The sequence below is a fragment of the Halococcus saccharolyticus DSM 5350 genome, assembly GCF_000336915.1.
Lineage (GTDB): Archaea > Halobacteriota > Halobacteria > Halobacteriales > Halococcaceae > Halococcus > Halococcus saccharolyticus.
The window spans coordinates 125264-146717 of the sequence record NZ_AOMD01000030.1 but is presented as its reverse complement, the minus strand read 5'-3'; the positions used below and the strand labels follow the sequence as shown (position 1 = coordinate 146717).

Here is a 21454-nt window from a genome sequence, read left to right as displayed (position 1 = left end):
TTAGAAATCCATCGTGTGATCCGCATCCTGGATGATCTGTGCGACCGCATCGCCCGACACCGCTTCGACGTCGTCGGCGAGTTCACGTTCGTCGACCTCACGGACCGCGAGTGCCTCGCGATCGGCGACCATCCGACCGTTCTCGGCGAGGAGGTCCTCGATGTGGCCTGGCATGTTGAGCGCCGCACGATCGACCGCTTCACGGGCGGCGTACACCGCATCCTCGGTGAAGACCACGGTGACATCGTGGCGATCGAACCCGGCGGCGACCCCGCGGGCCGCACGCAGTCCCTCGGGGACGTGGACCCGGCCGTAGGGCGCGCGCGTGAGGAGGACGGCGACGTCGCGCTTCACAGCGACACCACCCTGTCGGCCTCGCCGAGGAGGTCGGCGAGATCCGGGAGGAGTCCGACCTCGACGCCGTCGGGGTAGTCGGTTGCGGCGTCGATCCCGCGCGCGTCGACACAGAGCCCACAGCAGATCACCTCGGCCCCACGATCGACGAGTTCTTGAAACTTCTCGGAGGGCATCTCGTCGAACAGGCCGCCGTCGGCGCAGTCGGGGAAGGTCTGATCGGCGACCGGCACGAGCGCCCCGTCGAGGTAGTGAAAGTACGTCACCTCGTGACCGGCGGCGAGCGCTGCACGGCCCAGTTCGTAGGCCGTCCGCCAGCGCTCGCTGTCGAATGGCCCACCGGTAAGCAGGATTCCGAGCCTCGTCATACCCGCCCTACGGAACCCGCCCCTAAAACCGTTCGCTCGCCGAGCAGGGTTCGAAACGGAGACGATAGTCCCGAGTGACGGGAGAATGGCCGGAAATCTACACCGCACCCTGGAGCGTGCCGCTCGTACGGACGAAGAAGTAGACCACGAACGCGCCCGCGAGCAGCCACTGGCCCAGGCTGATGTCGTCGAACTCGCCGACTGCGGTCTTCATCAGCGGGTACGCGATGATCCCGGCAGCGATCCCGTACGCGATCGAGTACGTCAGCGGCATCACGAGGATGGTGAGCCCCGCGGGGATCGCGTGAGCGATATTGCCCCACTGGATCTCCACGACGTTCCGGAGCATCAGGAGGGCAACCACCACCAGCGCGATGTGGGAGGCGTAGAGGGGAATCGCGGCCGCGAGCGGCACGACGACCAGCGCCGCGAGGAACAGGAGGCCGACCACGAGTGCGGTCATCCCGGTCCGACCGCCCTCCTCAACGCCCGTCGCCGACTCGACGTAGGTCGTGACCGTCGACGTACCCAAAATACCGCCGATCGTGGTGCCGATCGCGTCGGCCATCAGCGGCTTGTCGATGTCGGGCAGGTTGCCGTCGTCGTCGAGAAAGCCGCCGGCCTGGCCGACGCCGACCAGCGTGCCCGCCGTGTCGAAGAAGTCGACGAAGAAGAACGTGAACACCACGAGCGAGAACGCGAACGCGTCGACGTTCCCGAAGCCCTCGATGAACGCACCCACGAGCGGCGTGATGTCGTACTGTGGACTCGGCAGCGACTCGGGAAACAGTACACCTGGTTCGGCGAATCCGGCGGTGGTCGCGAGATACCCCGCGACCGTCGTGAGAACGACACCGATCACGATCGATCCCCTGATCCCGCGGGCATAGAGTACGGCCGTCAGGAAGAAGCCGAGCACCGCGAGGAGCGCGGCAGGGTCCGACGCGACGCTGCCGAGCGTCACGAGCGTCGCGGCGTCGTCGACGACGATCCCCATCTCTTGGAGCCCGATGATCGCGAGAAAGAGGCCGATCCCGGTGCCGACGGAGAACTTCACCGGTTCGGGGAACAGTCTGATGACGTACTCGCGCGCCCCGACCGCCGTCAGGAGGACGAACAGCACGCCCTCGGTGACCACCGCCGCGAGCGCCGTCTCCCACGGAATACCGAGCGCACCGACCACGGTGAACGCGAAGAAGGCGTTGAGTCCCAATCCGGGTGCCTGGCCGAACGGCCGGTTCGCGTAGAAGGCCATCACGAAGATCGCAACCGCCGCCGCGAGGATCGTGACGACCGCGAGCATCTGCTCGACCTCGTCCGGGGAGTACCCCTGAATCGCGATCCCGTCCTGAAATCCGTCGTCGCCGGGCTGATCCGTCATGATCGAGGGGTTCACCACCACGATGTACGACATCGTGAGGAACGTCGTGATCCCCGCGAGGACTTCGGTCCTGAGGTCGGTGCCGTGTTCGGCGAACCCGAAGAACCGCGCGAACACCGAGTCGTTCGTCCCGCCACTCCCGTCGCTACCCCTCGACGCCGATCCGGTATCGTCTGCCATGATACCGAGACACATTACACCAGTCCTTTTAATTCTTTGGATGGTTCGTCGCCATTCAACCCGACGATCCCCGAGAGCACGCGAACCAGGCGCTACATCGATCCCTGAATCACGCCGCCGGTACGGACGAAGAAGTAGACCACGAACGCACCCGCGAGCAGCCACTGGCCCACATTGATGTCGTCGAACTCGCCGACCGCGGTCTTCATCAGCGGGTACGCGATGATCCCGGCAGCGATCCCGTACGCGATCGAGTACGTCAGCGGCATCACGAGGATGGTGAACCCCGCGGGGATCGCATGAGTCAGGTTGTCCCAGTCGATCTCGGCGACGTTTCTGAGCATCAGCAACGAGATGACGACCAGCGCGAGGTGGGAGGCGTACACCGGGATCGCGGCCGCGAGCGGGACGAACGCGAGCGTCATGAGGAAGAGTACCCCCACGACCATCGCGGTCATCCCGGTCCGTCCGCCCTCGTCGACCCCGATCGCGCTTTCGAGGTAGGTCGTGACCGCCGACGTGCCGAGGATCCCGGCGAGCGTGGTGCCGACCGCGTCGGCCATCAGCGCCTCGTCGATGTCGGGGAAATTTCCGTCCTCGTCAAGCATGTCGCCCGCCTGTGCGGCACCGGTGATCGCGCCGGTAGCGTCGAAGAAGTCGACGAAGAAGAACGTGAACACGATGAGCGAGAACGTCAGTCCGTCGACGTCGGCGAACCCGTCGAGGAACGTGCCGAGCAGCGGCGCGATGTTGTACTGGGCGCTCGGCAGCGATTGGGGCGCGAGCACTCCTTCCGGAACGACGCCGAGGAAGGTCGCGAGGTAGCCGATCCCGCCGGTGACGGCGATCCCGAGGATGATCGAGCCCGTCGTTCCGCGCACGTAGAGCATCAGCGTGAGGAAGAGCCCGGCCACCGAGAGCAGCGCGACCGGGTTGGTCGCGATCTCCCCGAGCGCGACGATCGTCCCGGGATCGGGAACGATGACCTCCATCTCCGAGAGCCCGATGACGGCGAGGAAGAGGCCGATCCCGGTCCCAATGGCGTGTTTTACCGGTGACGGAAGCACGTTCACGATGAGGCTCCGCGCGCCGGTGATCGTGAGGACCATGAACAGGATTCCCTCGACGAACACCGCCGCGAGCGCCGTCGGCCACGGAACGCCGATCGAGCCGACCACGGTGAACGCGAAAAAGGTCGCGAGACCGAGTCCCGGACCTTGGGCGAACGGCCGGTTCGCGTAGAAGGCCATCACGAAGATCGCGACCGCGGCGGTGAAGATGGTGGCGACCGCGAGCATCTGCTGGACCGCACCCGGCGGGTAGCCGGGAACCGTGATCCCCGGTTTCCCGCTCGTTCCCACCATGAGAGCGGGGATGACCACCACCATGTACGACATCGTTACGAACGTCGTTACGCCGGCGAGCACCTCGGTCTTGAGGTCAGTTCCGTGCTCCGCGAAGCCGAAGTAGTCGGCGAACACCGAGAGATCGATGGTCGCGTCGCTACTGCCGACTGCGGATTCCGTGCCATCGGCCATGCCGTTATGACACACCACACCATCCGATTTAACAGTTGTGATGAGACAACAGGGACCGAGAAAGGTGGAAGTGATGTGGCTTCGCATGCCAGCGACGAACTAATGTACCTGCTGGGTGTAGCGCGGCACATGCAGACCGCAGCCGATCTCCTCGTCGAATGCCTCGAAGTCGAAGAGACCGATCACGTCTTCGGCCTCCCCGGAGAGGAGTTGGAGGAGCTCCTCTTCTCGCTCCGGGATTCGTCGGTCGAGTTCATCCCCGTCCGCCACGAACAGGGCGCGGCGTTCATGGCCGACGTCTACGGCCGACTCACCGGCGATGCGGGCGTCTGTCTCGGGACGCTCGGCCCGGGTGCGACCAACCTCATGACGGGCGTCGCCGACGCACAGCTCGACAAGAGTCCCGTGGTGTCGATCACCGGTCAAGGTGGGCTCGAACGCCTCCACAAGGAGAGCCACCAGAAGCTCGACATCGTCGATATGTTCGAGCCGATCACGAAGTGGAACACCCAGATCTCGGATCCCGAAATCGTCCACGAGTCGGTACGAAAAGCGTTCAAACTCGCCGAACACGAAAAGCCCGGCGCGACCCATCTCGAGTTTCCCGAGGACGTGGCGGGAACGGAGACCGATGCCTCTCCACTACCGACGCGGAGCCGGATCCGGCGGCCGAGCCCCGACGAAACGGCGGTCGAGCGTGCGGTCTCGTTGCTGGCCGACGCCGACCGGCCGATCGTGCTCGCGGGCAACGGGGCGATCCGCACTCGCGCATCGGAACGGCTCCGGTCGTTCGTCGACGCGACCGACGTTCCGGTGGTCGCCACCTACATGGGGAAAGGTGCGGTCTCGGACGCCGACGACCACTCGCTGTTCGCGCTCCAGTACGAAGCCGAAGCGGGCGGTGGCACCCGGATCGCCGACGCCGTCAGGAAGGCCGACGCGGTGCTCGCGGTTGGCTACGACATCGCCGAACACGATCCGGAAGACTGGAACCCCGCAGGCGACAAGCGGATCGTCCATCTCGACTTCGAGCCCGCCGAGGTGTACGCCCACTACAACCCGAACGTCGAGATCGTCTGTGACGTCTCCGCGGGGCTGCGCGCGATCCAGGAGTACGGCGACGACATCGGCACCGATCCCGAGTGGTACGCCTCCATCCGCGAAGACGTCGTCGCAGCGAAGTTCGGCCGACCCAACAGCGACGACGCCTTCTCGGTCCGGCGCTCGCTCCCACTGCTCCGGGATGCGATGGCCGACGAGGACGTCCTCATTTCGGATACGGGCAGTCACAAGATGGCGATCGCCCAGGACTATCCGACCTACGAGCCGAACACCTGCATCATCTCCAATGGGTTGGCGACGATGGGGATCGCGGTCCCCGGTGCGGTCGCCGCCGATCTCGCGATCGACGGCAACGTGGTGGCCGCCACCGGCGATGGGGGCTTCCTGATGAACGCCGCCGAGATCGAGACCGCGACCCGGCTCGATTGCTCGTTTACCATCCTGCTCTACAACGACAACGACTACGGCCTGATCTCGGAAAAGCAGGCCGAGCACCGCGGCGAGAGTACCGGTACGCAGCTCACCAACCCCGATTTCGTCACCTTCGCCGAGAGCTTCGGGATCGAGGGGTACCGCCCCGAGAGCTGGGACGAGCTCGACGACGTGCTCGCTCGCGTCGTTCCCGACGACGACATCGCGCTCGTCGAAGTGCCGGTGGAGTAGCGGTCCATCGACGAACGAATCAGGAACCGAACCGCACTGTCACTGCCGATCGGGCTCGTTCTACCGCCGCGATTTGCGTCGCTCGACGTGTTCGCCGTCGATGCGGTCGTCGAGCGCCCAGACCGACGTCATCGGCACTTCGGCGGCGTCGGCGTGGTCGTCGAAGACCCGCTCGGCGTCGGCCCCGTCGAGACGGAACTCGTCGAGGAGAGCGACGATCTCGCCGTCGTGGTTCGCCAATACGTCAGTCCGGTCCCACTCTAGCTCGACGCCACTCCTGAGAACCTCGCGCACGCCGTCCTCGATCCGATCGCGAACCGAGTCGACTGCCGCTCGGTCGATCGGTTCGTCGAGCTCGCGAAGGACGAGGTACGTCGTGAGGGCTGACCGGCTCATATCCCTACTCCCGGGAGCAGCCACTAAACCGTTGTCCCTGTGCTGGCCGGCGATGCGGCGACACCACGCGTTCGGCTGCCTCACTGTCCCTCTTCCCCCCTACCTCCTTCCCTCCCCACCGTTGCGTCGCTGTCGGCGCATCGACTGGCGGCTCGTGGCCGGTCGGCGGAACGACATCTTCAAGAGCCTCGACGGAAAACGCGAGTGTGAGACCGCACCATGGGTGCTAGAATCATGTCCAGAGAGGTCGGTACCGTCCCCGAAGACGCCAGTGTCTGTCACTACGACGAGCTTTCGGAGCGAGCGAAACAGAGCCTCGCGCGCCTCGTTCGGGAGGACGCCACCACGTCAGTCGGGCTCGAAACCGCGAACGAACTCACCGGCTACGACGCGGTGAAGTTCACGTCGTATTACGAACTCCGCCGGGTCGATCCGCCCGTGAGCTCCCAAGCGCCGGTCTGAAGCGTATCGAGGTTCGACTGGAAGGAGTTGCTTCGTCAGCTTCGTCGCAAAACGGTTCTTCCAAGAACGACGGTCCCCAGCGGGATCGTCAGTCGTCGCTCGCGTCGAGCGCTCGCTTCACCTTCTCCGTGGTGATGGGGAGTGTGGTGATCCGGACACCGACAGCGTCACGGACCGCGTTGCTCAGTGCGGGCGGCACACCGTTGGTCGGGAGTTCGCCGATCGACTTCGCGCCGAAGGGGCCCGTCGGCTCGTGGGTCTCGACGAGAATGGTCTCCATCGGCGGGTGGTCGGTCGTCCGGGGCATCCCGTACTGCCGGAAGCCGAGCGTCTCGGGCTGACCGTCCTCGTCGAACTCGAGCGTGCCGCTGGTGGCGAGTTCGAGGCTCATGTGCTGGGCACCCTCGATCTGCCCCTCGACCAGCGGCGGGTTGAGCGCGACGCCACAGTCCGCCGCGAACACCAGCTCGTTGAGATCGAACTCGCCGGTTTCCTCGTTCACGGTGACGTCGACGAACTGCGCGCCGAACGGCGGCGGGCTCTCGTCGGTCGAGTGATGGCCGCCGCCCATGATCTGCTCGCGCTCGTCGTCGCCGTACGTCGACTCGTAGCCGATCTCTTCGAGGGTGACCGATTCGCCGGTCGCCTCGCTCACCACCTCGCCGCCGCCCGTTTCGAGGTTCTCTACGGGTTCGTCCAGCATCTTCGCGCCCCAGTACAGGAGGCGCTCTTTGGCGTCCTCGGCCGCCTTCTTGACCGCGCGGCCGCTGATGTAGGTGGTTGAGGAGGCGTACGCGCCGTAGTCGTGAGGCGTGAGATCGGTGTCCGAGGACCTGACGATGACGTCTTCGGGGACACAGCCCAGCACCTCGGCGATGATCTGGGTGAACATCGTGTCGTTGCCGCTGCCGACGTCGACCCCACCCACCTGGAGGTGGAACGAACCGTCTTCGTTCATCTTGAGCTGAGCGGCCCCAAGTTCCTTGCCCGCAACCCCGCTGGCCTGGGCACACAGCGCCATCCCGATCCCCCGATGGAGATGGTCCTCCTCGGGCTGTTCGAGGTCGTCGTAGCCGATGGCCTCCTTCCCGCGCTCGATACACTCGCGGATTCCACACGATCTGATCCGGCGGTTGAAACGCTCGCCCTCCTTGATGATCGCCGCGGTCCGATCGAGGTCACCCTCCCGGACGGCGTGTCGCTTCCGGAACGCGATGGGGTCCTCGCCGAGTCGCCGCGCGAGCTCGTCCATGTGGCCCTCGACGACGAACATCCCCTGTGGCGCACCGTAGCCACGCATCGCCGCCCCCATCGGGAGGTTGGTGTGGACGATGTCGGCCGCGAACCGGACGTCCTGCACGCGCGGGTACAGCGGCAGCGCCTTCGTACCAATGTTGCCCGCGACCGTCATCCCGTGGGTGCCGTAGGCTCCGGAGTTCTCGCGGGCGTCGAGGTCCATCGCCGCGAGGTCGCCGTCGTCGTCGACGGCGGTTCTGAACTTGAGTTCGGTCGGATGCCTGAATCGGAGCGCGGTGAACTCCTCTTGACGGGTCATCTCAAGCTTTACCGGCACCCCCGCCTTCCGGTGGAGCGCGAACGCGATCGGCTCGATCGCCATCTCCTGCTTCGCGCCGAAGCCCGCGCCGACACGGGGTTTCGTCACCCGGATGTCGCGGATCGGCACGTCGAAGAGGTGTGCGAGCTGCCGACGAGTGTGGAACGGCACCTGCGTGGCCGTAATGAAGGTGTACCGGTCGTCCTCGTCGGTGTAGGCGATGGTGGTGTGGGGCTCTGGCACGCAGTGGGACTGGTAGGGTGTCTCCCACTCGGTTTCGAGAACTCGGTCCGCGTCGGCCGTCTCGAACACGCGCTCGGGATCGCCGATCTCGCCCTCGAAGTGCGATTCGAGGTTGCGCTCGTAGTCCGCACCGGCCTGTTCGTTCTCGACTTCGTCCTCCTCGAACAGCCGCGGTGCGTCGGGATCGGTCGCGTCGGCCGGATCGAGAACCGCCTCGCGCTCGTCGTACTCGACGGTGATCTTTCGGGCTGCACGATCGGCGGTGTCGGTGTCGGTCGCAGCGACGGCCGCGATCGGGTCGCCGACGTACCGCACGTGCTCGCGGAGCACTGTCGTGTCCCACGGGCTCGGCTCGGGATAGGACTGTCCCGACGGAGAGTAGAGCGTGTCGGGCACCACGTCGTCCCACGGCGTGATGACGGCGAGAACGCCGTCCATCGCCTCGGCGTCGCTCGTGTCGATGTCAGTGACGTAGCCGTGGGCGATGTCGCTTCGGACGACCTTTCCCGCGGCGAGGTCCGGGAACCGATTCCGGTAGTCGGCGGTGTAGCGCGCCTCACCGGTCACGATCTTCCGGGCGTCGTACTTCTCGGTCTCAGTGGTGATGGTCTCGTGCTCGTCGGCCGCCGTCCGGTTGTCTGCTGCTTCGTCTCCCTCGATCGGGTGGTCCTCCCTTTCGAGATCGACGACACCGTCGTCATCGTCGACCTCGGGTGGCTGGTCGGGTTTGCTCATCGGCACTCACCCCCCTCGCCGCAGCACTCGCCGTTCTTGGCGACGAATCCGTCTGCCTTCCCGCCATCCGTCGCAACGGATTGCTGGCCGCCCGTGCCGTCATCCCCCATCCGTTCGGCGGCGTCGAGCACCGCCTCAACGATCTTCTTGTACCCGGTGCACCGACAGAGGTTGTCCGAGAGCCCCTCCCGGACCTCCGCCTCCGTGGGATCGGGGTTTTCCTCGAGCAGCGCCTTCGAGCGCATGATCATCCCCGGGATACAGAACCCACACTGGAGCGCGGAGTGATCGACGAACGCCTGCTGGACGGGGTGGAGGTTCGACTGACTGCCGAGCCCCTCGATCGTCTCGACCGTCGCGCCGTCGGCTTTCGCGACCGGCGTGACACAGGAGTTGACCGGTTCGCCATCGACCACGACCGTGCAGAATCCGCACGCACCGGTGTCACACCCGCGTTTGGCACCTGTGTACCCGTTCTTTCTGAGTGCGTCGAGGAGGCTGTCGGTCTTCGATACATCGAACTGTTTCGCGTTCCCGTTGAGCTTGATATTCACTTGCATCGTAGTGTCACCCTTGCCACCATCTGTACTGGCTACCCTGTCGTTCGAGAGGGGGGCGTATAAAATGACTGTTGAAGCTCGGTCATCATCTGCGATGGAATAAAGATCGTCGTCCCGGGCGGTTGCGAGCGGTGGGAACCACGCGGCTCACCGCAATCCGGACAGCGGGGAGCGAAAAACACACGCGACGGGCACACAGCGAGCGAAAACGGTGATCGGGAGCGTGTCTACTCGTCGAGTCGCGATCTGATCTTCGCTGCCGTGATCGGCATCTCGTCGATCCGGACACCAACCGCCTCGCGGACCGCGTTGCTCAGCGCGGGCGGAACGGTGTTGGTCGGCACCTCGGCGACGGACTTCGCGCCGAAGGGGCCCGTCGGCTCGTGAGTTTCGACGAGGATCGACTCGATGGGCGGCGACTCGGCGGCAGTCGGGAAGTCGTACTCGTCGAAGTCGGCCACCTCGGCGCGGCCCTCGTCGTCGAAGGTGATCCCCTCGTTGACTGCGAGCTCGTAGCTCATGTGGTTCGCGCCCTCCACCTGCCCTTCGGCCATGCCGGGATTGATCGCGACGCCGCAGTCGACCGCCACGACGAGCTTGTTCACCTCGAACTCGCCGGTCTCTGCGTCCACCGTCACGTCGGCGAACTGGGCCGCAAAGGGCGGCGGGCTCTCGTCGGTCGAGTGGCTGCCCTTGCCGAGGATGTGCTCGCGGTCCTCGTCACCGTAGACCGACTCGTAGCCGACGTCTTCGAGCGAGACCGATTCGCCGGTCGCCTCGCTGTACACCTCGCCGTCGGCGGTGTCGAGGTCTTCGACGGGCTCGTCGAGCAGCCGGGAGCCCCAGTCGAGAATCCGCTCTTTGGCATCTTCGGCCGCTTTCTTGACCGCCATCCCGGAGATATAGGTGGTCGAGGAGGCGTACGCCCCGTAGTCGAACGGGGTGTTGTCGGTGTCGGAGGTCTTGATGACGATGTCACGCTCGTCACACCCGAGCACCTCGGCCGCGATCTGGATGAACGCGGTGTCGGCCCCGGTGCCGATGTCCACCCCGCCCACCTGGAGGTGGAACGAGCCGTCCTCGTTCATCATGATCTGCGCCCCACCGAGTTCGTCGCCCGCGACGCCGGTGCCCTGCGCGGAGAGCGCCATTCCGATCCCGCGGTGTCGATGCTCCGCCTCGGGCTGTTCGATCTCGTCGTAGCCGATGGCCTCTTTCCCACGCTCGATGCAGTCGTCGAGTCCACAGGATCGAATGCGGCGTTCGGCCCCCTCACCGCCCATCATGCCCGCGATCTCGTCGAGATCGCCGACCTCCATGTAGTGATCCCGGCGGAATTCGATCGGATCGAGATCGAGGTCCCGCGCGACCTCGTCGAGATGGCCCTCCAGCGCGATGGTGCCCTGCGGCGCGCCGTAGCCACGCATCGCGCCGGTCTGGGGGGTGTTGGTGTGGACGATGTCGGCCTCGAACCGGACGTTGGGAACCTTCGAGTACAGCGGCATCGGCTTGCTGCCGACGTTGCCCGCGACGGTCATGCCGTGGCTGCCGTACGCGCCCGTGTTCGAGAGGGCGTACAGTTCGAGTGCTTCGATATCGCCGTCGTCGGTGACCGCCGAACGGGCGCGTACCCGCATGGGATGGCGCGAGCGCATCGCCTGGAACTCTTCGGCGCGGCTGGCTTCGTAGATCACCGGTCTGTCGGCCGCGAGCGAGAGTGCGAGCGCGATCGGCTCGACCACCATCGCCTGTTTGCCGCCGAACCCGCCGCCGACGCGGGGTTTCGTCACCCGGACGTCCCGAACCGGGACGTCGAACAGGTGCGCGAGCTGGCGACGAGTGTGGTTCGGCACCTGGGTGCTCGTGATGAGGACATGGCGATCGTCCTCGTCGGTGTACGCGAGGGAGGTGTGTTTCTCGACCTGGGCGTGTGACTGACGAATGGTCGACCACTCGGTTTCGTGGACGTGGGTGTCCTCACGGTCGTAGGCGGCCGCGACGTCACCGAGCTCGCCCTCGATGTTCGACATCCGGTTGCGGTCGTAGTCGTGGCCGACGATCTCGTTCTCGACGTCCTCGTCCGCGAACAGCTGTGGCGCGTCCTCGCTGAACGCTTCCTCGGGATCGAGCACGTACTCGTACTCCTCGTACTCGACCCCGATGGTCTCGACCGCCGCCGTGGCGGTTTCGTCGTCCTCGGCGGCCACGGCAGCGATCGGATCGCCGACGTACCGGACGTGCTCGTTGAGGACGTTCATGTCCCACGGGCTGGGCTCGGGATAGGACTGGCCGGCGCTGGTGTACTTCGCGTCGGGACAGCCATCGGACCACGGCGTGAGGACGGCGTGAACACCGTCCATCGACTCTGCGGCGTCCGTATCGATCGCCGTCACGCGGCCGTGGGGGATCTCGCTGCGAACGACCGCGGCGTGGGCGAGATCCGGGAACTGTTCCTCGTAGTCGGCGGTGTACTTCGCCTCGCCGGTGACGAGCTTGCGGTCGTCGTCCTTCTCGGCGGGTCGGGAGACGCTTTGGCGCTCGTCGTCGGCCTTCCGGTTGTTCTCCGGCTCGTCCCATTCGAGAGGATGATCGTCGAGCGCCTCGCGCTCGACCGACGACGATTGCGATGCGGTTCCACCGTCGGGTTTCGGATCGTTCTCACTCATCGAAATCACCTCGTTCGTGGCCGTCAGTGGGGTTCCCTCCATCCGTCGCGACGGATCGCTGACCACTCGCGCCGTCGTCGCCGTCCATCCGCTCTGCGGCGTCGAGGATCGCCTCGACGGGTTTCTGGTAGCCGGTACATCGACAGACGTTGTCGTCGATGGCTTCGCGGACCTCCCGTTCGGAGGGATCGGGGTTCGCCGCGAGCAGCTCCTTCGCCTGCATGATCATCCCCGGGATGCAGAACCCACACTGGACTGCGAAGTGGTCGACGAACGCCTGCTGGATCGGATGGAGATCGTCCTGGCTGCCGAGTGCCTCGATGGTCTCGATCTCGGTGCCGCCAGCGTCGGCGGCGTCCATCCCACAAGCCATCCGTGCCTCGCCGTCGACGAGGACCTTCGACGCGCCGCAGACGCCCCCGTCACAGCCACACTGTACGCCCGTATATCCCTCACGCCGAAGCGCCGTCACGAGCAGCTCGTCCGCGCCGGCGTCGAAGGTCGTCCGTTCGTCGTTGAGTGTGAACTCGATTTCCACGGTAATCACTCCGGTGTGCTATGGGCACACACGTAGGTGACGCAATGCAATACGGATACAAATAACTATGGGTGTGGTCGTTCCCGAAGGTTTATTCCCGTTCACGGGACCGGTGGTACCGTATGACGATCGATCCACACGACATCATCGACATCGGCGACTCCCTGAAACAACGCAATCCCGATCGGTTCACGACCGACTTCGAGTCGAACAAACAGGCGGTCGAGGAGTTGACCAGCGTCGAATCCCGCCGAGTCAGAAACCGGATCGCGGGCTACGTCACCAGAACGAGCGACTAAGAGGGGATCGAGGAGTCGTCGGCTCCCGATTCGATCACGCATCACGACCGGTAATGAAGAGAAGGGATTATACCAGTGTGTCGAATACGCATACGGTATGCCAACAGTCCGTGTACGGGAGTGGACCAAAGAACGGATCGAGGCGATTCGTGACGCGGAGTCGCACTCCTCGCACGATTCGGTCATCAAATCGTTGCTGAAGGACCGTCGCCTCGCCCAGCACGTCGATCTCGATGAGGAGACGACGGAGCAACAGGCCGAGCCACCGACGGTCGACACCGGGGAGCCAGCGATACCGGGTCTCACCGTGCTGGCGGAGCTCGACCGACCCGACAACGGCGTGCTCTTTCTCTGGTGTCCGAACTGCGAGAACGAGATCGCCCACGTCACCGTGAACTCGCCGCTCTCCGTCGAGGTTTTCGAGATCGAGTGCCAGCAGTGTCTCACCCAGCTCGACCAGCACGCTCTCGTGGCGATCGACCTGAGCTACCCGATCGAGGAGCGGCTCGTCGACGGGACCCTCGTCGACGATCTTCAAACCTGTGTGACCGATTACTGGGACCGCGCCCTTCGCGAGGCGTCGACGGCGGCTGTGGTGGCGAGCGAGACCGACAGTGCCGAGGACACGTCGGTCGACCGCCTCGTCTGGCGGATCGATCGGTACGTCCGGGAGTTCGGGTGGGAGTGGCCGACCGACGTGCCCATCGTCGCGTTCGAGGTCGACGGGACGTACATCGATACCCGAACCGACGAGCGCTTTACCGTCGTCGAGCGCCTCTCGAACAACCGGACTGACGTCGACTCGTATCGAGTGCGTCGGTTCCCCGCAAACGAGGACGAGTCGGCTCCCGAGGCGGGGCGAACGGACGACGAGCAGGGACGGGTGGAGACGATCGAGTCCGAAACGGTCGCCGAACTCATTCTGGAACGGGCCGTGCAGCGGGTGGAGTAGCCACCGTCCTTGGCGCTGGGTGAAAGGGAGTCGTCGTCCGCAGTTTACTGGGGAGCCGTGACCGACCGCTCGTCGGAGACGACCGTCCAGTCGTCGAGTTCGATCTCGTTGCCCTCGAACGCCGTGTACTCCGGGTGGACAGTGAAAACGATGTACGTCGCCCGATCGCGGAGGTACTCGACGAGGGTGTGGAGGTTCTCGTCCGCGAGGCTGCTCACGCCGTCGACGAGGAGGCAGGGAACGGTGTCGCCGACCTCGAAGGCGGCGTGGCCCGCAAGCGCGGCGACGAGCCCGAGGAGTTCGCGCTCGCCCTCGCTCAGCGCGCTCAACTGTGCTTCCCGGCCGTTCCGGGCGACCACGAGATCGAAGTTCGCCGTGAGGCGAGCGGTCTCGAACCCGGTCTCGAACCGGGCGACGATCTCGCCGATCGCGTCGTCGAACGCTTCGCGTGTGCGGCGTTTCACCTCGGCCTTCCGGTTGCGGAGGTCCGCGATCTCGGTCGAAAGGCGCTTGCGTTCGGCTTCGAGGTCGTCGGCGCGGTCGGCGCGGGTTTCGAGCGTTGCCAGTTCGTCGCGGTACTCCTCGAGTTCCATCTCGCGGTACTTGACCTCGCTTTCGAGGTCGGTGAGCTCGTCGGTGGTCGCCGAGACTTCGGTCGAGAGCGTCTCGATTTCGTCGTCGAGCTCGTCACGCCGTGTCCGCAGCTCCGCGAGCCGATCACGGCGGTCGGCGACGTTCGATTCGTGGTCCGCGATCGCCTCCTCGAGGTCGCGCTCGCGTCGCTTGGTCTGGTTGAACTCCTCGGCACGGGCTTCGAGTCGATCGACGGTGTCTCGATGGGTATCGACCGCCGAGCGGAGGTCGGTGACGCGCTCGCCGAGCGCGTCGACCCGGGCCTCCATCTGGCTGCGCGACGTCTCGCTGTCACAGACCCAGCACGCGACCGCGTCGTCGGTGAGCTGGTGGTCGACGTCGGTGACGAGGCCGAGGCGATCCTCTTCGAGCACGCGCTGGTTGGCCGAGTAGAGCGACTGGAGGAGGTCGACGTCGTTTTTCACGCTCTGGAGTTCCTCACGGGCGTCGGCGAGGTCCTCCTCGACCGACGACTCCTCCGGAATCGTGAGCGATTCGAGCTCCTCCCGTTTGTCTGCGAGCGTCGCCTCGGTGCGTTCGACGGTGTTCTCGAAGCGATCGATCCGCGAGGCGACTTGGTCGCGTTCGGCCCGGAGCTCGCTCAGCCGGTCGCGCTCGTCCGAACCGTCGTCCTCGGTCGAGAGTTCGCTCATCCGTCCCTTCGCATCCTCGATCTCGGTTTCGAGCTGCTCGATCTCGTCGCGAACGGTCGGGATTCGGTCCGCGGCCTCGTTCGCCTGCGCGAGCTCCCCCTCGACCTGCTCACGTTCGTGTTTCAGGCTCCCGATCTCCTCGTCGATGTTCTGGATGTCGAGCGGTTGCATCAGAACCGCTTCGAGGTTCTCGCCGGCGTCGACCGCCTGACGGACCGGGTTGCGCTCGTCGAGGCAGGCGAACAGCCGTGCCCGCTTGCGGTCGTACTCGTCGGTGAGGTAGGGTGATCCCTCCCGCCGGACGGTCCGGCCGTCCCGAACCAGTTCGACCGCGATCGACGCGTCGTCCGCGTCGAGTTCCACGTGGCCGCTGTCAGCGCCTTCGGTGAGCGGCGACGCCACCCCCAGTGCGGTTTCGAGCGCCTGGATGAAGCTCGATTTCCCCTCCCAGTTCGTACCGCGGATCGCGTCGAGGCCCGGTTCGAGCGTCGCTGTCCCGTGACGGATCCCCGCGATGTTCTCGATATCGAGATGCCAGGTCATGGTGTTTCCTCGCTCGGCACGCGGTCGTGGTGCTCGGCGCAGACGTACTCCCGATCGAGCGCCGTGTCGAGCGGCACCCGGCGCGGGCACTCCCCACAAGTCAGCTGGACCTGGACCTCGACCGTAGCGGCCTCGCCGCCGTCGAGGTCGTCCTTCGAGGCGAGCGCCCCGAGCGCCTCGCGGACCCGGTCTGCCGTCCGATCGCGAGCGATCCGCACGCTCTCGCGCTCCCAGTCGGTTCGAGCCTCCGGGGAACCTTTCTCACCGCCGAGACAGTCGTTGAGGTGGTTGCGCATCGTTCCCCACGAGATCATGTCGTCGCGGAGCGCCTCGCCGTCGATGCCCGTCGCGGCGAGGACGTCGATGAGCTCCGCGCGTTCGAGGTCGTCGTCGCCGGTGAGGATCGCGTGATCGGCGTCGAGCTGGGTCGCGAGCGTCTCCCGGCCGTGTTCGTCGTAACTGGCCCGGAGCAGTCGCTTGTTGAACCACTCCGTCAGCGATCGATACCCCTCCGCAGCCCGATCGCCGTGCCCCAGCCACCGGAAGAGCAGATAGTCGTCGACGGAATCGTGGGTCGACGGGACGGTGAGGTCGTAGCGCTCGGCGTTGCGCTCGACTTTGCAGCGTGATTCTGCGCTCATTCGCTCCTCGCTATGCGGGATGTACATATATGGCTAACGAATCGTACACATGCCGCCGGACCTAGAGCGAAAACAAGTCGATACACGGTCTCTTTTCACACCCTTAGACTGTATAAAACCGGAGTGAAGGAGTCGGGACGGCTAGACGGCAGCAGCTACGGCGGACGAGCCGGTGTTCGAAACGCGGTCAGAAGGGACTACAGCCGCTCCCACAGCCGGCTGCTCGCGTCGCCAACGGCGGCAAGATCGTCCGACGAGACGCTATGGACACCTTCACCGCGCTCGTAGACCACGCTGCCGTCGACGATCGTACGGGTGACGTCGCCGCGACTCGCAGCACTCACAACGTAGTACGGCGCGCTTTCGGGAAGCACCGGGTTGGGGCCGAGATCGAGCGTGACGAAGTCCGCGCGCTTGCCTTCTTCGATGGATCCCACGCTGTCGTCCATCCCCATGACGGCCGCACTGCCCCGCGTCGCCCATTCGAGCGCTTTCGCGCCATCGAACCCGCTCGGGTTGTGCTGCTTCAGTTTGTGGATCCCGACCGCCGACCGCATCGTCTCGAACATGTCGGGATCCCAGCCGTCGTCACCGATCCCGATGGTCATCCCCTCCGCCTGCATCTTCTCGACGTTCGCGATCCCGACGGCGTTGTTGACGTTCGAGTACGGGTTGTGCGCCACGCGGGCGTCGTGGTCTGCGAGGATCTCGATCTCCTCGTCGGTCGCGTGGACGCAGTGGGCCGCTATCACGTCGGCGTCGAGAAAGCCCATCGATTCGAGGGCTTGCACCGGGCGCTCGCCGTACTCCTCGATCGATCGATGGACGTCGATCCGACCCTCTTCGAGATGGATCTGGACCGGCCGGTCATCGGCCTGCGCCCGCTCCGTACATTCGACTACGACGTCCTCAGTGTTGGTAAAGAGGGTGTGGAGGCAGTAGTGGCCGTTCACGCGGTCGTACTCGTCCTCGCCCTCCCCGACGAACCGCTGGTTCTCGTCGAGACCCGCCATCGCTTCGTCCTCGGAGTTGCGGGCGGTGGTCTCGAAGGTGATCAGCCCACGGATCGGGGTCGCGGCGACGCCGTCGGCGACCGCGTCGAGCGCGCCGGGCAGCGTGTTCGGCCCGGAGTAGTTGTCACAGAAGCTCGTCACGCCGCCCGCGAGCATCTCCGCACAGGAACCGAGCGCCGACAGCCGTGCGTCCTCCTCGGTGAACGCCTCGTCGACCTCCCACCAAATGTCGGTGAGCGCCTCGTAGAAGCTCTGCGGGGCGACGTCGAGCGGCGCGCCGCGGATCGGAAGCGCGTACATGTGGGTGTGACAGTTCACGAGCCCCGGGATCACGACCTCGTCGCGGGCGTCGATCGCGTCGCCCGGCGCGTACCCGTCCTCGATCCCGACGATCTCGCCGTCCTCGACGACGACGTGGACCTCCTCGCGTACGTCGCGCTCGTCGTTCATCGTGACGAGCGTGCCTGCGTTCAGCAACATCACTCCGAGGGTCAGCCACGACCGATAAAAAAGTATCCCCAGTCCGATCGTCGCCCCGGACTACCTCGCCGTCGCTGCGGCCGTCAGTCGCCACACAGCGGGCACATGAGCACGACACCAAGGGTTTTGAGACAGGCCATCGTTCGGAGGAGTATGCCAGACCTCCTCGTGACCGACGCGCAGGTCGTGAGCGCGCGTGGCGTCACTCGACCCACGACGATCGCGATCGACGACGGTCGTATCACCGAAGTCGGCACAGATATCGACGCGGATGCCGACGAAACCGTCGATGCCGACGGACAGCCCGTCTTGCCGGGTGTCGTCGACATTCACAACCATCTCCACGATCCCGAGCTGTTCCCCGAGAGGATCGACTTCGCGTCCCAGACCGCGAGCGCCGTCGCCGGCGGCGTCACGACCGTGGTCGAACTCCCCACTCAAACCGCCATCACCGATCCCGAGGCGTTCCGGCGCAAGCGCGACCAGTGCAGCCGGCTCGCCCACGTCGACTTCGGTCTCGTCGCCGGCAACGTCGACGATCCGGGGCTCGACGTCGAGGGACTCATGGCCGAGGGAACGCGCGATTTCAAGTGTTTCACCGCCGACCCGTACCGGATCGAGGATCGGAAGATTGTCGCGCTCATGGACCGTGTGGGCAGGGCGGGCGGCAAGGTACGCGTCCACTGCGAGACCCAGGGGCTCCTCGATCACGCGCGCGGGCAGATCGAGGGCTCCGACCCCGAGGTGTACATGGACTCGCGGCCGATCGAGGCCGAACTCAACGCGATCTCGCGGATGGGGTGGTTCGCCGAGTACGCCGACTGCCCGCTCCACGTCGTCCACATCTCCAGTGGCAGCGGCGCGCGCGAGGCCGCGCGGTTCGACGGGCGGGCGAACGTGCCGGTGACGCTCGAAACCTGCCCGCACTATCTTGCGTTCTCGAAGGACGACGTCGCGGAGAAGGGGCCGTATCTGAAGGTGAACCCGAGCCTCAAATCCGGGAGGGAAGTCGAGCGACTCTGGGACGCGGTCGCCGACGGCACCATCGATCTCGTTGCGAGCGAGCATTTCCCGACCTACGAGGAGGAGCGCGCCCGCGGCTGGGACGACATCTGGGAGCCGTACGCGGGCCTGCCGAGCATCGAGACAATGCTCGAGTTCCTCGCGAGCGAGGGCGTCGACGCGGGCCGGATCACGTGGCCGCGGCTATGCGAACTCGTCTGTGAACGCCCGGCGCGCGAAGCAGGCGTCTTCCCCCGAAAGGGGATCGTCGAGGCGGGTGCGGACGCGGACCTCGTCGTGTTTCGCGAGGACGAGTACGAGGTGTCGGCAGACGATCTCGCGTACAACGGCGGCTGGACGCCGTACGAGGGCCAGGAGTGGAGCCGACGGATCGACACCGTGATCCGGGATGGGGCGGTCGTCGCCCGAGATCACGAGGTGCTGTCGGAGCCAGGCGACGGCTCGTTCCTCGCGCGACCCCTGGGCGTCGAGAGCGATCGCTGAGTCAGGTGATTTGGTTCGGGTCCATAGAAGCGAAGAAGAATTCGTTCGGCGACGATCGCTGTGTTCAGTTGCTGTGGAGGAGTGGCGTCAGCGTGGAAGTCAGTCGCCGCTCGCCGGCACCGCCGCGTCGAGGCCTTCGAGGTGGCCCACCAGCGACGAGTGGAGCGAGCCGTTCGTCCCGAGCAGGTCGTTGCGCGCGTCGTGGTCGAAGTCGAGCGTGTACGGCGAGCCGTCCCGGTTCGTGACGGTCGCGCCGGCGGCGCGCGCGATGACGACCCCCGCGGCCACGTCCCATGGGTAGGTGTCGTACTCCCAGACCGCGTCCGCGCTGCCGCTCGCGAGGTAACACAGGTTGAGCGCGGCGGCCCCCAGTCGGCGCACGCCTCGGGTCTCGTGATAGCAATGGGAGAGGAACGAACCGTCGGGATCGTACCCCGAGAGCAGCACGCTCTCCTCTAGCCTGTCGCGATCGGTCGGCGCGATCGGCTCGCCGTTCCGGCGCGCCTCACCATCCACAGTCGCGCTGAACAGTTCGTCGGTCTCGGGGGCGTAGACCACGCCCACCACCGGCTCGCCGTTCTCGACGAGCGCGATCGAGACCGCGTAGTTCGGGTTGCCGTTCGCGAAGTTGCCAGTGCCGTCGAGCGGATCGAGCAGCCACGTGTACTCGCCGTCGGCCTCCTTTGCGACGGACTCCTCCGAGTAGATGCCGTGACCGGGGAACTCGTTGTCGATGATGGTCGTGATGAGCTTCTCGGACTTGTAGTCGGCCTCGGTCACGACGTCGGCCGCGTCGGATTTGTGCTCGACCGACTCGGTCTCGCCGTGGAGTTCCCGGAGCGGTTCGCCCACGCTCCTGGCGGCCTCCTCGGCAACGCGCTGGGCGCGGGTGAGCAGATCGGCACCCTCGATCGCGCCGGTATCACGGTCGGCGACGAGTTCGTGGCTGCCACGGTCGTCCCGATCCTCGCGGACGCTCCAGCCGAGTTTCTCCGAGACCGAGGTGAAGAAGTCGTCGTCGTAGCTGGTCGTGACGATCTTGGCGGTCGCGTCCGCGCCCGAGACGGTCACCACGTCGTCGGCGTCGAGCTGGGTCTGTGCCCGGCCGCCGTCGACGAGGAGGTTGGCCGCGCTCATCGACACGATCTCGATCTCCGAGGTGGCGTCGACGACCAGCGGTCGCACGCCCATCCGGTGGGTGTGAAGTGGGATGACCTGAAGCGATCCGTTGTTCTTCGGGAAGTGGACTGGCCCGCCCGCCGACAGCGAGACGCCGGTCGAGCCCGTCGGGGTCGCGACCGCGACGCCGCTGCCGTCGTACTCGCCGACGTACTCGCCGTCGACGAACACCTCGAGCCTGGTGATCTTCCGGTCGAACGCGTTCTCCGGCGGGACCGGCTCGATCATCACGTCGTTGATCCCTGTACTGTCGATGCCGTCGGCCGTGACCTGGAGCTGCTGGCGCTCGTTGACGGTCGCATGACCCTGGAGCGCCTCTTCAAGCGCGGGCTCGATGTCGGCGGGGGAGACGGTCGCAAGGAAGGCGAGCGTCCCGGTGTTCACGCCGATGAAGGGGATCTCTCGCGGCGCGAACGCACGCACTCCTTCGAAGAACGTGCCGTCGCCGCCGAGAGTCACCCCAAAAGTTTCCTTGGTTCGGTCGACGACGTCCGCGATAGGGTCGCCGACTGGCACCGCCGCCATCTCGATATCGTGGTCGTCGGCGACGTCACGGACCCGTTCGAGCGGGCCGTCGCTGTCCGGACTGTGAATTACTATCAACCGTTCGGTAGTCGCTAAGCGTCTTCCGTTCATGCGTTCTCCTGGTGGCGTGGCAGCGATGCCGCTCGACGCACACCAGGGGCCGTGTGTCACGCACCGCGCGACGTGGCCACCGCTGTGCGCCCCGATGAACACACACCGGATCGTGCGAATCGCTACCTCCGACCGGTATCCCACGCTCGACGCACATAAAATGTTGCCCTCATGATCGTTCCGGCGGGTATCGGTCGTCGTCGCTTCGACGACGTCGA

At 65.7% G+C, this 21454-nt stretch carries 18 protein-coding genes; 5 read left to right on the top strand and 13 right to left on the bottom strand.

Features of this window, described 5'->3' with window-relative positions; genetic code table 11:
• From C449_RS14335 to C449_RS14320, 4 genes are all read right to left on the bottom strand, one after another.
• On the bottom strand, positions 1-354 hold the full coding sequence (locus C449_RS14335; RefSeq protein ID WP_006078756.1) for a DsrE family protein: 354 nt from the start codon (positions 352-354) through the stop codon (positions 1-3).
• Complete coding sequence (locus C449_RS14330) at positions 351-722, bottom strand: DsrE/DsrF/TusD sulfur relay family protein (RefSeq protein WP_006078755.1); 372 nt, start codon at positions 720-722, stop codon at positions 351-353. Before C449_RS14330 ends, C449_RS14335 begins: the two co-directional genes overlap by 4 nt.
• Positions 723-819: 97 nt before the next feature.
• A complete protein-coding gene (locus tag C449_RS14325; RefSeq protein ID WP_006078754.1) occupies positions 820-2283 on the bottom strand; it encodes an NCS2 family permease in 1464 nt (487 codons plus the stop codon).
• A gap of 92 nt (positions 2284-2375) precedes the next feature.
• Positions 2376-3821, bottom strand: a complete 1446-nt coding sequence (locus C449_RS14320) for an NCS2 family permease (RefSeq protein WP_006078753.1) — start codon at positions 3819-3821, stop codon at positions 2376-2378.
• Positions 3822-3950: 129 nt separating this feature from the next.
• Between C449_RS14320 and C449_RS14315 the strand changes: the two genes are divergently transcribed.
• Positions 3951-5546, top strand: a complete 1596-nt coding sequence (locus C449_RS14315; RefSeq protein ID WP_049914284.1) for an acetolactate synthase large subunit — start codon at positions 3951-3953, stop codon at positions 5544-5546.
• Positions 5547-5606: 60 nt separating this feature from the next.
• Here the strand turns inward: C449_RS14315 and C449_RS14310 are convergent, their stop codons facing one another.
• Positions 5607-5942: a hypothetical protein gene (locus tag C449_RS14310; RefSeq protein WP_006078751.1), complete on the bottom strand. Its 336-nt coding sequence runs from the start codon at positions 5940-5942 to the stop codon at positions 5607-5609.
• 234 nt (positions 5943-6176) lie between these two features.
• On the opposite strand from C449_RS14310, the gene C449_RS14305 reads away from it, so the two are divergent.
• Entirely contained in the window at positions 6177-6404 is a 228-nt protein-coding gene (locus C449_RS14305) for a hypothetical protein (protein WP_006078750.1), read from the top strand.
• An 88-nt stretch (positions 6405-6492) separates the two neighbouring features.
• Here C449_RS14305 and C449_RS14300 read toward each other — a convergent pair whose 3' ends face one another.
• The 4 genes from C449_RS14300 to C449_RS14285 form a co-directional block, all read right to left on the bottom strand.
• On the bottom strand, positions 6493-8937 hold the full coding sequence (locus C449_RS14300) for a xanthine dehydrogenase family protein molybdopterin-binding subunit (protein WP_006078749.1): 2445 nt from the start codon (positions 8935-8937) through the stop codon (positions 6493-6495).
• Complete coding sequence (locus tag C449_RS14295) at positions 8934-9497, bottom strand: (2Fe-2S)-binding protein (RefSeq protein WP_049914282.1); 564 nt, start codon at positions 9495-9497, stop codon at positions 8934-8936. The genes C449_RS14300 and C449_RS14295 overlap by 4 nt, the downstream gene beginning before the upstream one ends.
• Positions 9498-9724: 227 nt before the next feature.
• Positions 9725-12163, bottom strand: coding sequence for a xanthine dehydrogenase family protein molybdopterin-binding subunit (locus tag C449_RS14290; protein WP_006078747.1), 2439 nt, complete (start codon positions 12161-12163; stop codon positions 9725-9727).
• Positions 12156-12701, bottom strand: coding sequence for a (2Fe-2S)-binding protein (locus C449_RS14285; protein WP_006078746.1), 546 nt, complete (start codon positions 12699-12701; stop codon positions 12156-12158). The genes C449_RS14290 and C449_RS14285 overlap by 8 nt, the downstream gene beginning before the upstream one ends.
• A gap of 122 nt (positions 12702-12823) precedes the next feature.
• Here C449_RS14285 and C449_RS14280 point away from each other — a divergent pair, with 122 nt between their 5' ends.
• Together C449_RS14280 and C449_RS18395 are read left to right on the top strand one after the other, a co-directional pair.
• Positions 12824-13000 (top strand): 30S ribosomal protein S17e, encoded by a 177-nt coding sequence (locus tag C449_RS14280; protein WP_006078745.1) that lies wholly within the window; start codon positions 12824-12826, stop codon positions 12998-13000.
• 97 nt (positions 13001-13097) lie between these two features.
• On the top strand, positions 13098-13952 hold the full coding sequence (locus C449_RS18395; protein WP_006078744.1) for a hypothetical protein: 855 nt from the start codon (positions 13098-13100) through the stop codon (positions 13950-13952).
• Between the two features lie 44 nt (positions 13953-13996).
• Here C449_RS18395 and C449_RS14270 read toward each other — a convergent pair whose 3' ends face one another.
• The 3 genes from C449_RS14270 to C449_RS14260 all read right to left on the bottom strand — a co-directional run bounded on the left by C449_RS14270 (position 13997) and on the right by C449_RS14260 (position 17915).
• Positions 13997-15781 carry an archaea-specific SMC-related protein gene (locus C449_RS14270; RefSeq protein ID WP_006078743.1) on the bottom strand — a complete coding sequence of 595 codons (1785 nt, stop codon included), beginning with the start codon at positions 15779-15781 and terminating at the stop codon, positions 13997-13999.
• Entirely contained in the window at positions 15778-16422 is a 645-nt protein-coding gene (rdfA, locus tag C449_RS14265; protein WP_049914280.1) for a rod-determining factor RdfA, read from the bottom strand. The genes C449_RS14270 and rdfA overlap by 4 nt, the downstream gene beginning before the upstream one ends.
• A 197-nt stretch (positions 16423-16619) precedes the next feature.
• Complete coding sequence (locus tag C449_RS14260; protein ID WP_006078741.1) at positions 16620-17915, bottom strand: amidohydrolase family protein; 1296 nt, start codon at positions 17913-17915, stop codon at positions 16620-16622.
• Positions 17916-18068: 153 nt separating this feature from the next.
• On the opposite strand from C449_RS14260, the gene C449_RS14255 reads away from it, so the two are divergent.
• Positions 18069-19421: a dihydroorotase gene (locus C449_RS14255; protein WP_006078740.1), complete on the top strand. Its 1353-nt coding sequence runs from the start codon at positions 18069-18071 to the stop codon at positions 19419-19421.
• A 99-nt stretch (positions 19422-19520) separates the two neighbouring features.
• Here the strand turns inward: C449_RS14255 and C449_RS14250 are convergent, their stop codons facing one another.
• The gene (locus C449_RS14250; RefSeq protein WP_049914337.1) at positions 19521-21236 is read right to left on the bottom strand and encodes an NAD(+)/NADH kinase; all 1716 of its coding nucleotides are present in this window, start codon (positions 21234-21236) and stop codon (positions 19521-19523) included.
• Positions 21237-21454 lie beyond the last annotated feature (218 nt).

Coding starts and splice junctions, on each gene's coding strand:
- C449_RS14330 (WP_006078755.1), bottom strand. CDS start 722: ATGACGAGGCTCGGAATCCTGCTTACCGGTGGGCCATTCGACAGCGAG.
- C449_RS14325 (WP_006078754.1), bottom strand. CDS start 2,283: ATGGCAGACGATACCGGATCGGCGTCGAGGGGTAGCGACGGGAGTGGC.
- C449_RS14320 (WP_006078753.1), bottom strand. CDS start 3,821: ATGGCCGATGGCACGGAATCCGCAGTCGGCAGTAGCGACGCGACCATC.
- C449_RS14315 (WP_049914284.1), top strand. CDS start 3,951: ATGCAGACCGCAGCCGATCTCCTCGTCGAATGCCTCGAAGTCGAAGAG.
- C449_RS14310 (WP_006078751.1), bottom strand. CDS start 5,942: ATGAGCCGGTCAGCCCTCACGACGTACCTCGTCCTTCGCGAGCTCGAC.
- C449_RS14305 (WP_006078750.1), top strand. CDS start 6,177: ATGTCCAGAGAGGTCGGTACCGTCCCCGAAGACGCCAGTGTCTGTCAC.
- C449_RS14300 (WP_006078749.1), bottom strand. CDS start 8,937: ATGAGCAAACCCGACCAGCCACCCGAGGTCGACGATGACGACGGTGTC.
- C449_RS14295 (WP_049914282.1), bottom strand. CDS start 9,497: ATGCAAGTGAATATCAAGCTCAACGGGAACGCGAAACAGTTCGATGTA.
- C449_RS14290 (WP_006078747.1), bottom strand. CDS start 12,163: ATGAGTGAGAACGATCCGAAACCCGACGGTGGAACCGCATCGCAATCG.
- C449_RS14280 (WP_006078745.1), top strand. CDS start 12,824: ATGACGATCGATCCACACGACATCATCGACATCGGCGACTCCCTGAAA.
- C449_RS18395 (WP_006078744.1), top strand. CDS start 13,098: ATGCCAACAGTCCGTGTACGGGAGTGGACCAAAGAACGGATCGAGGCG.
- C449_RS14270 (WP_006078743.1), bottom strand. CDS start 15,781: ATGACCTGGCATCTCGATATCGAGAACATCGCGGGGATCCGTCACGGG.
- rdfA (WP_049914280.1), bottom strand. CDS start 16,422: ATGAGCGCAGAATCACGCTGCAAAGTCGAGCGCAACGCCGAGCGCTAC.
- C449_RS14260 (WP_006078741.1), bottom strand. CDS start 17,915: ATGTTGCTGAACGCAGGCACGCTCGTCACGATGAACGACGAGCGCGAC.
- C449_RS14255 (WP_006078740.1), top strand. CDS start 18,069: ATGCCAGACCTCCTCGTGACCGACGCGCAGGTCGTGAGCGCGCGTGGC.
- C449_RS14250 (WP_049914337.1), bottom strand. CDS start 21,236: ATGAACGGAAGACGCTTAGCGACTACCGAACGGTTGATAGTAATTCAC.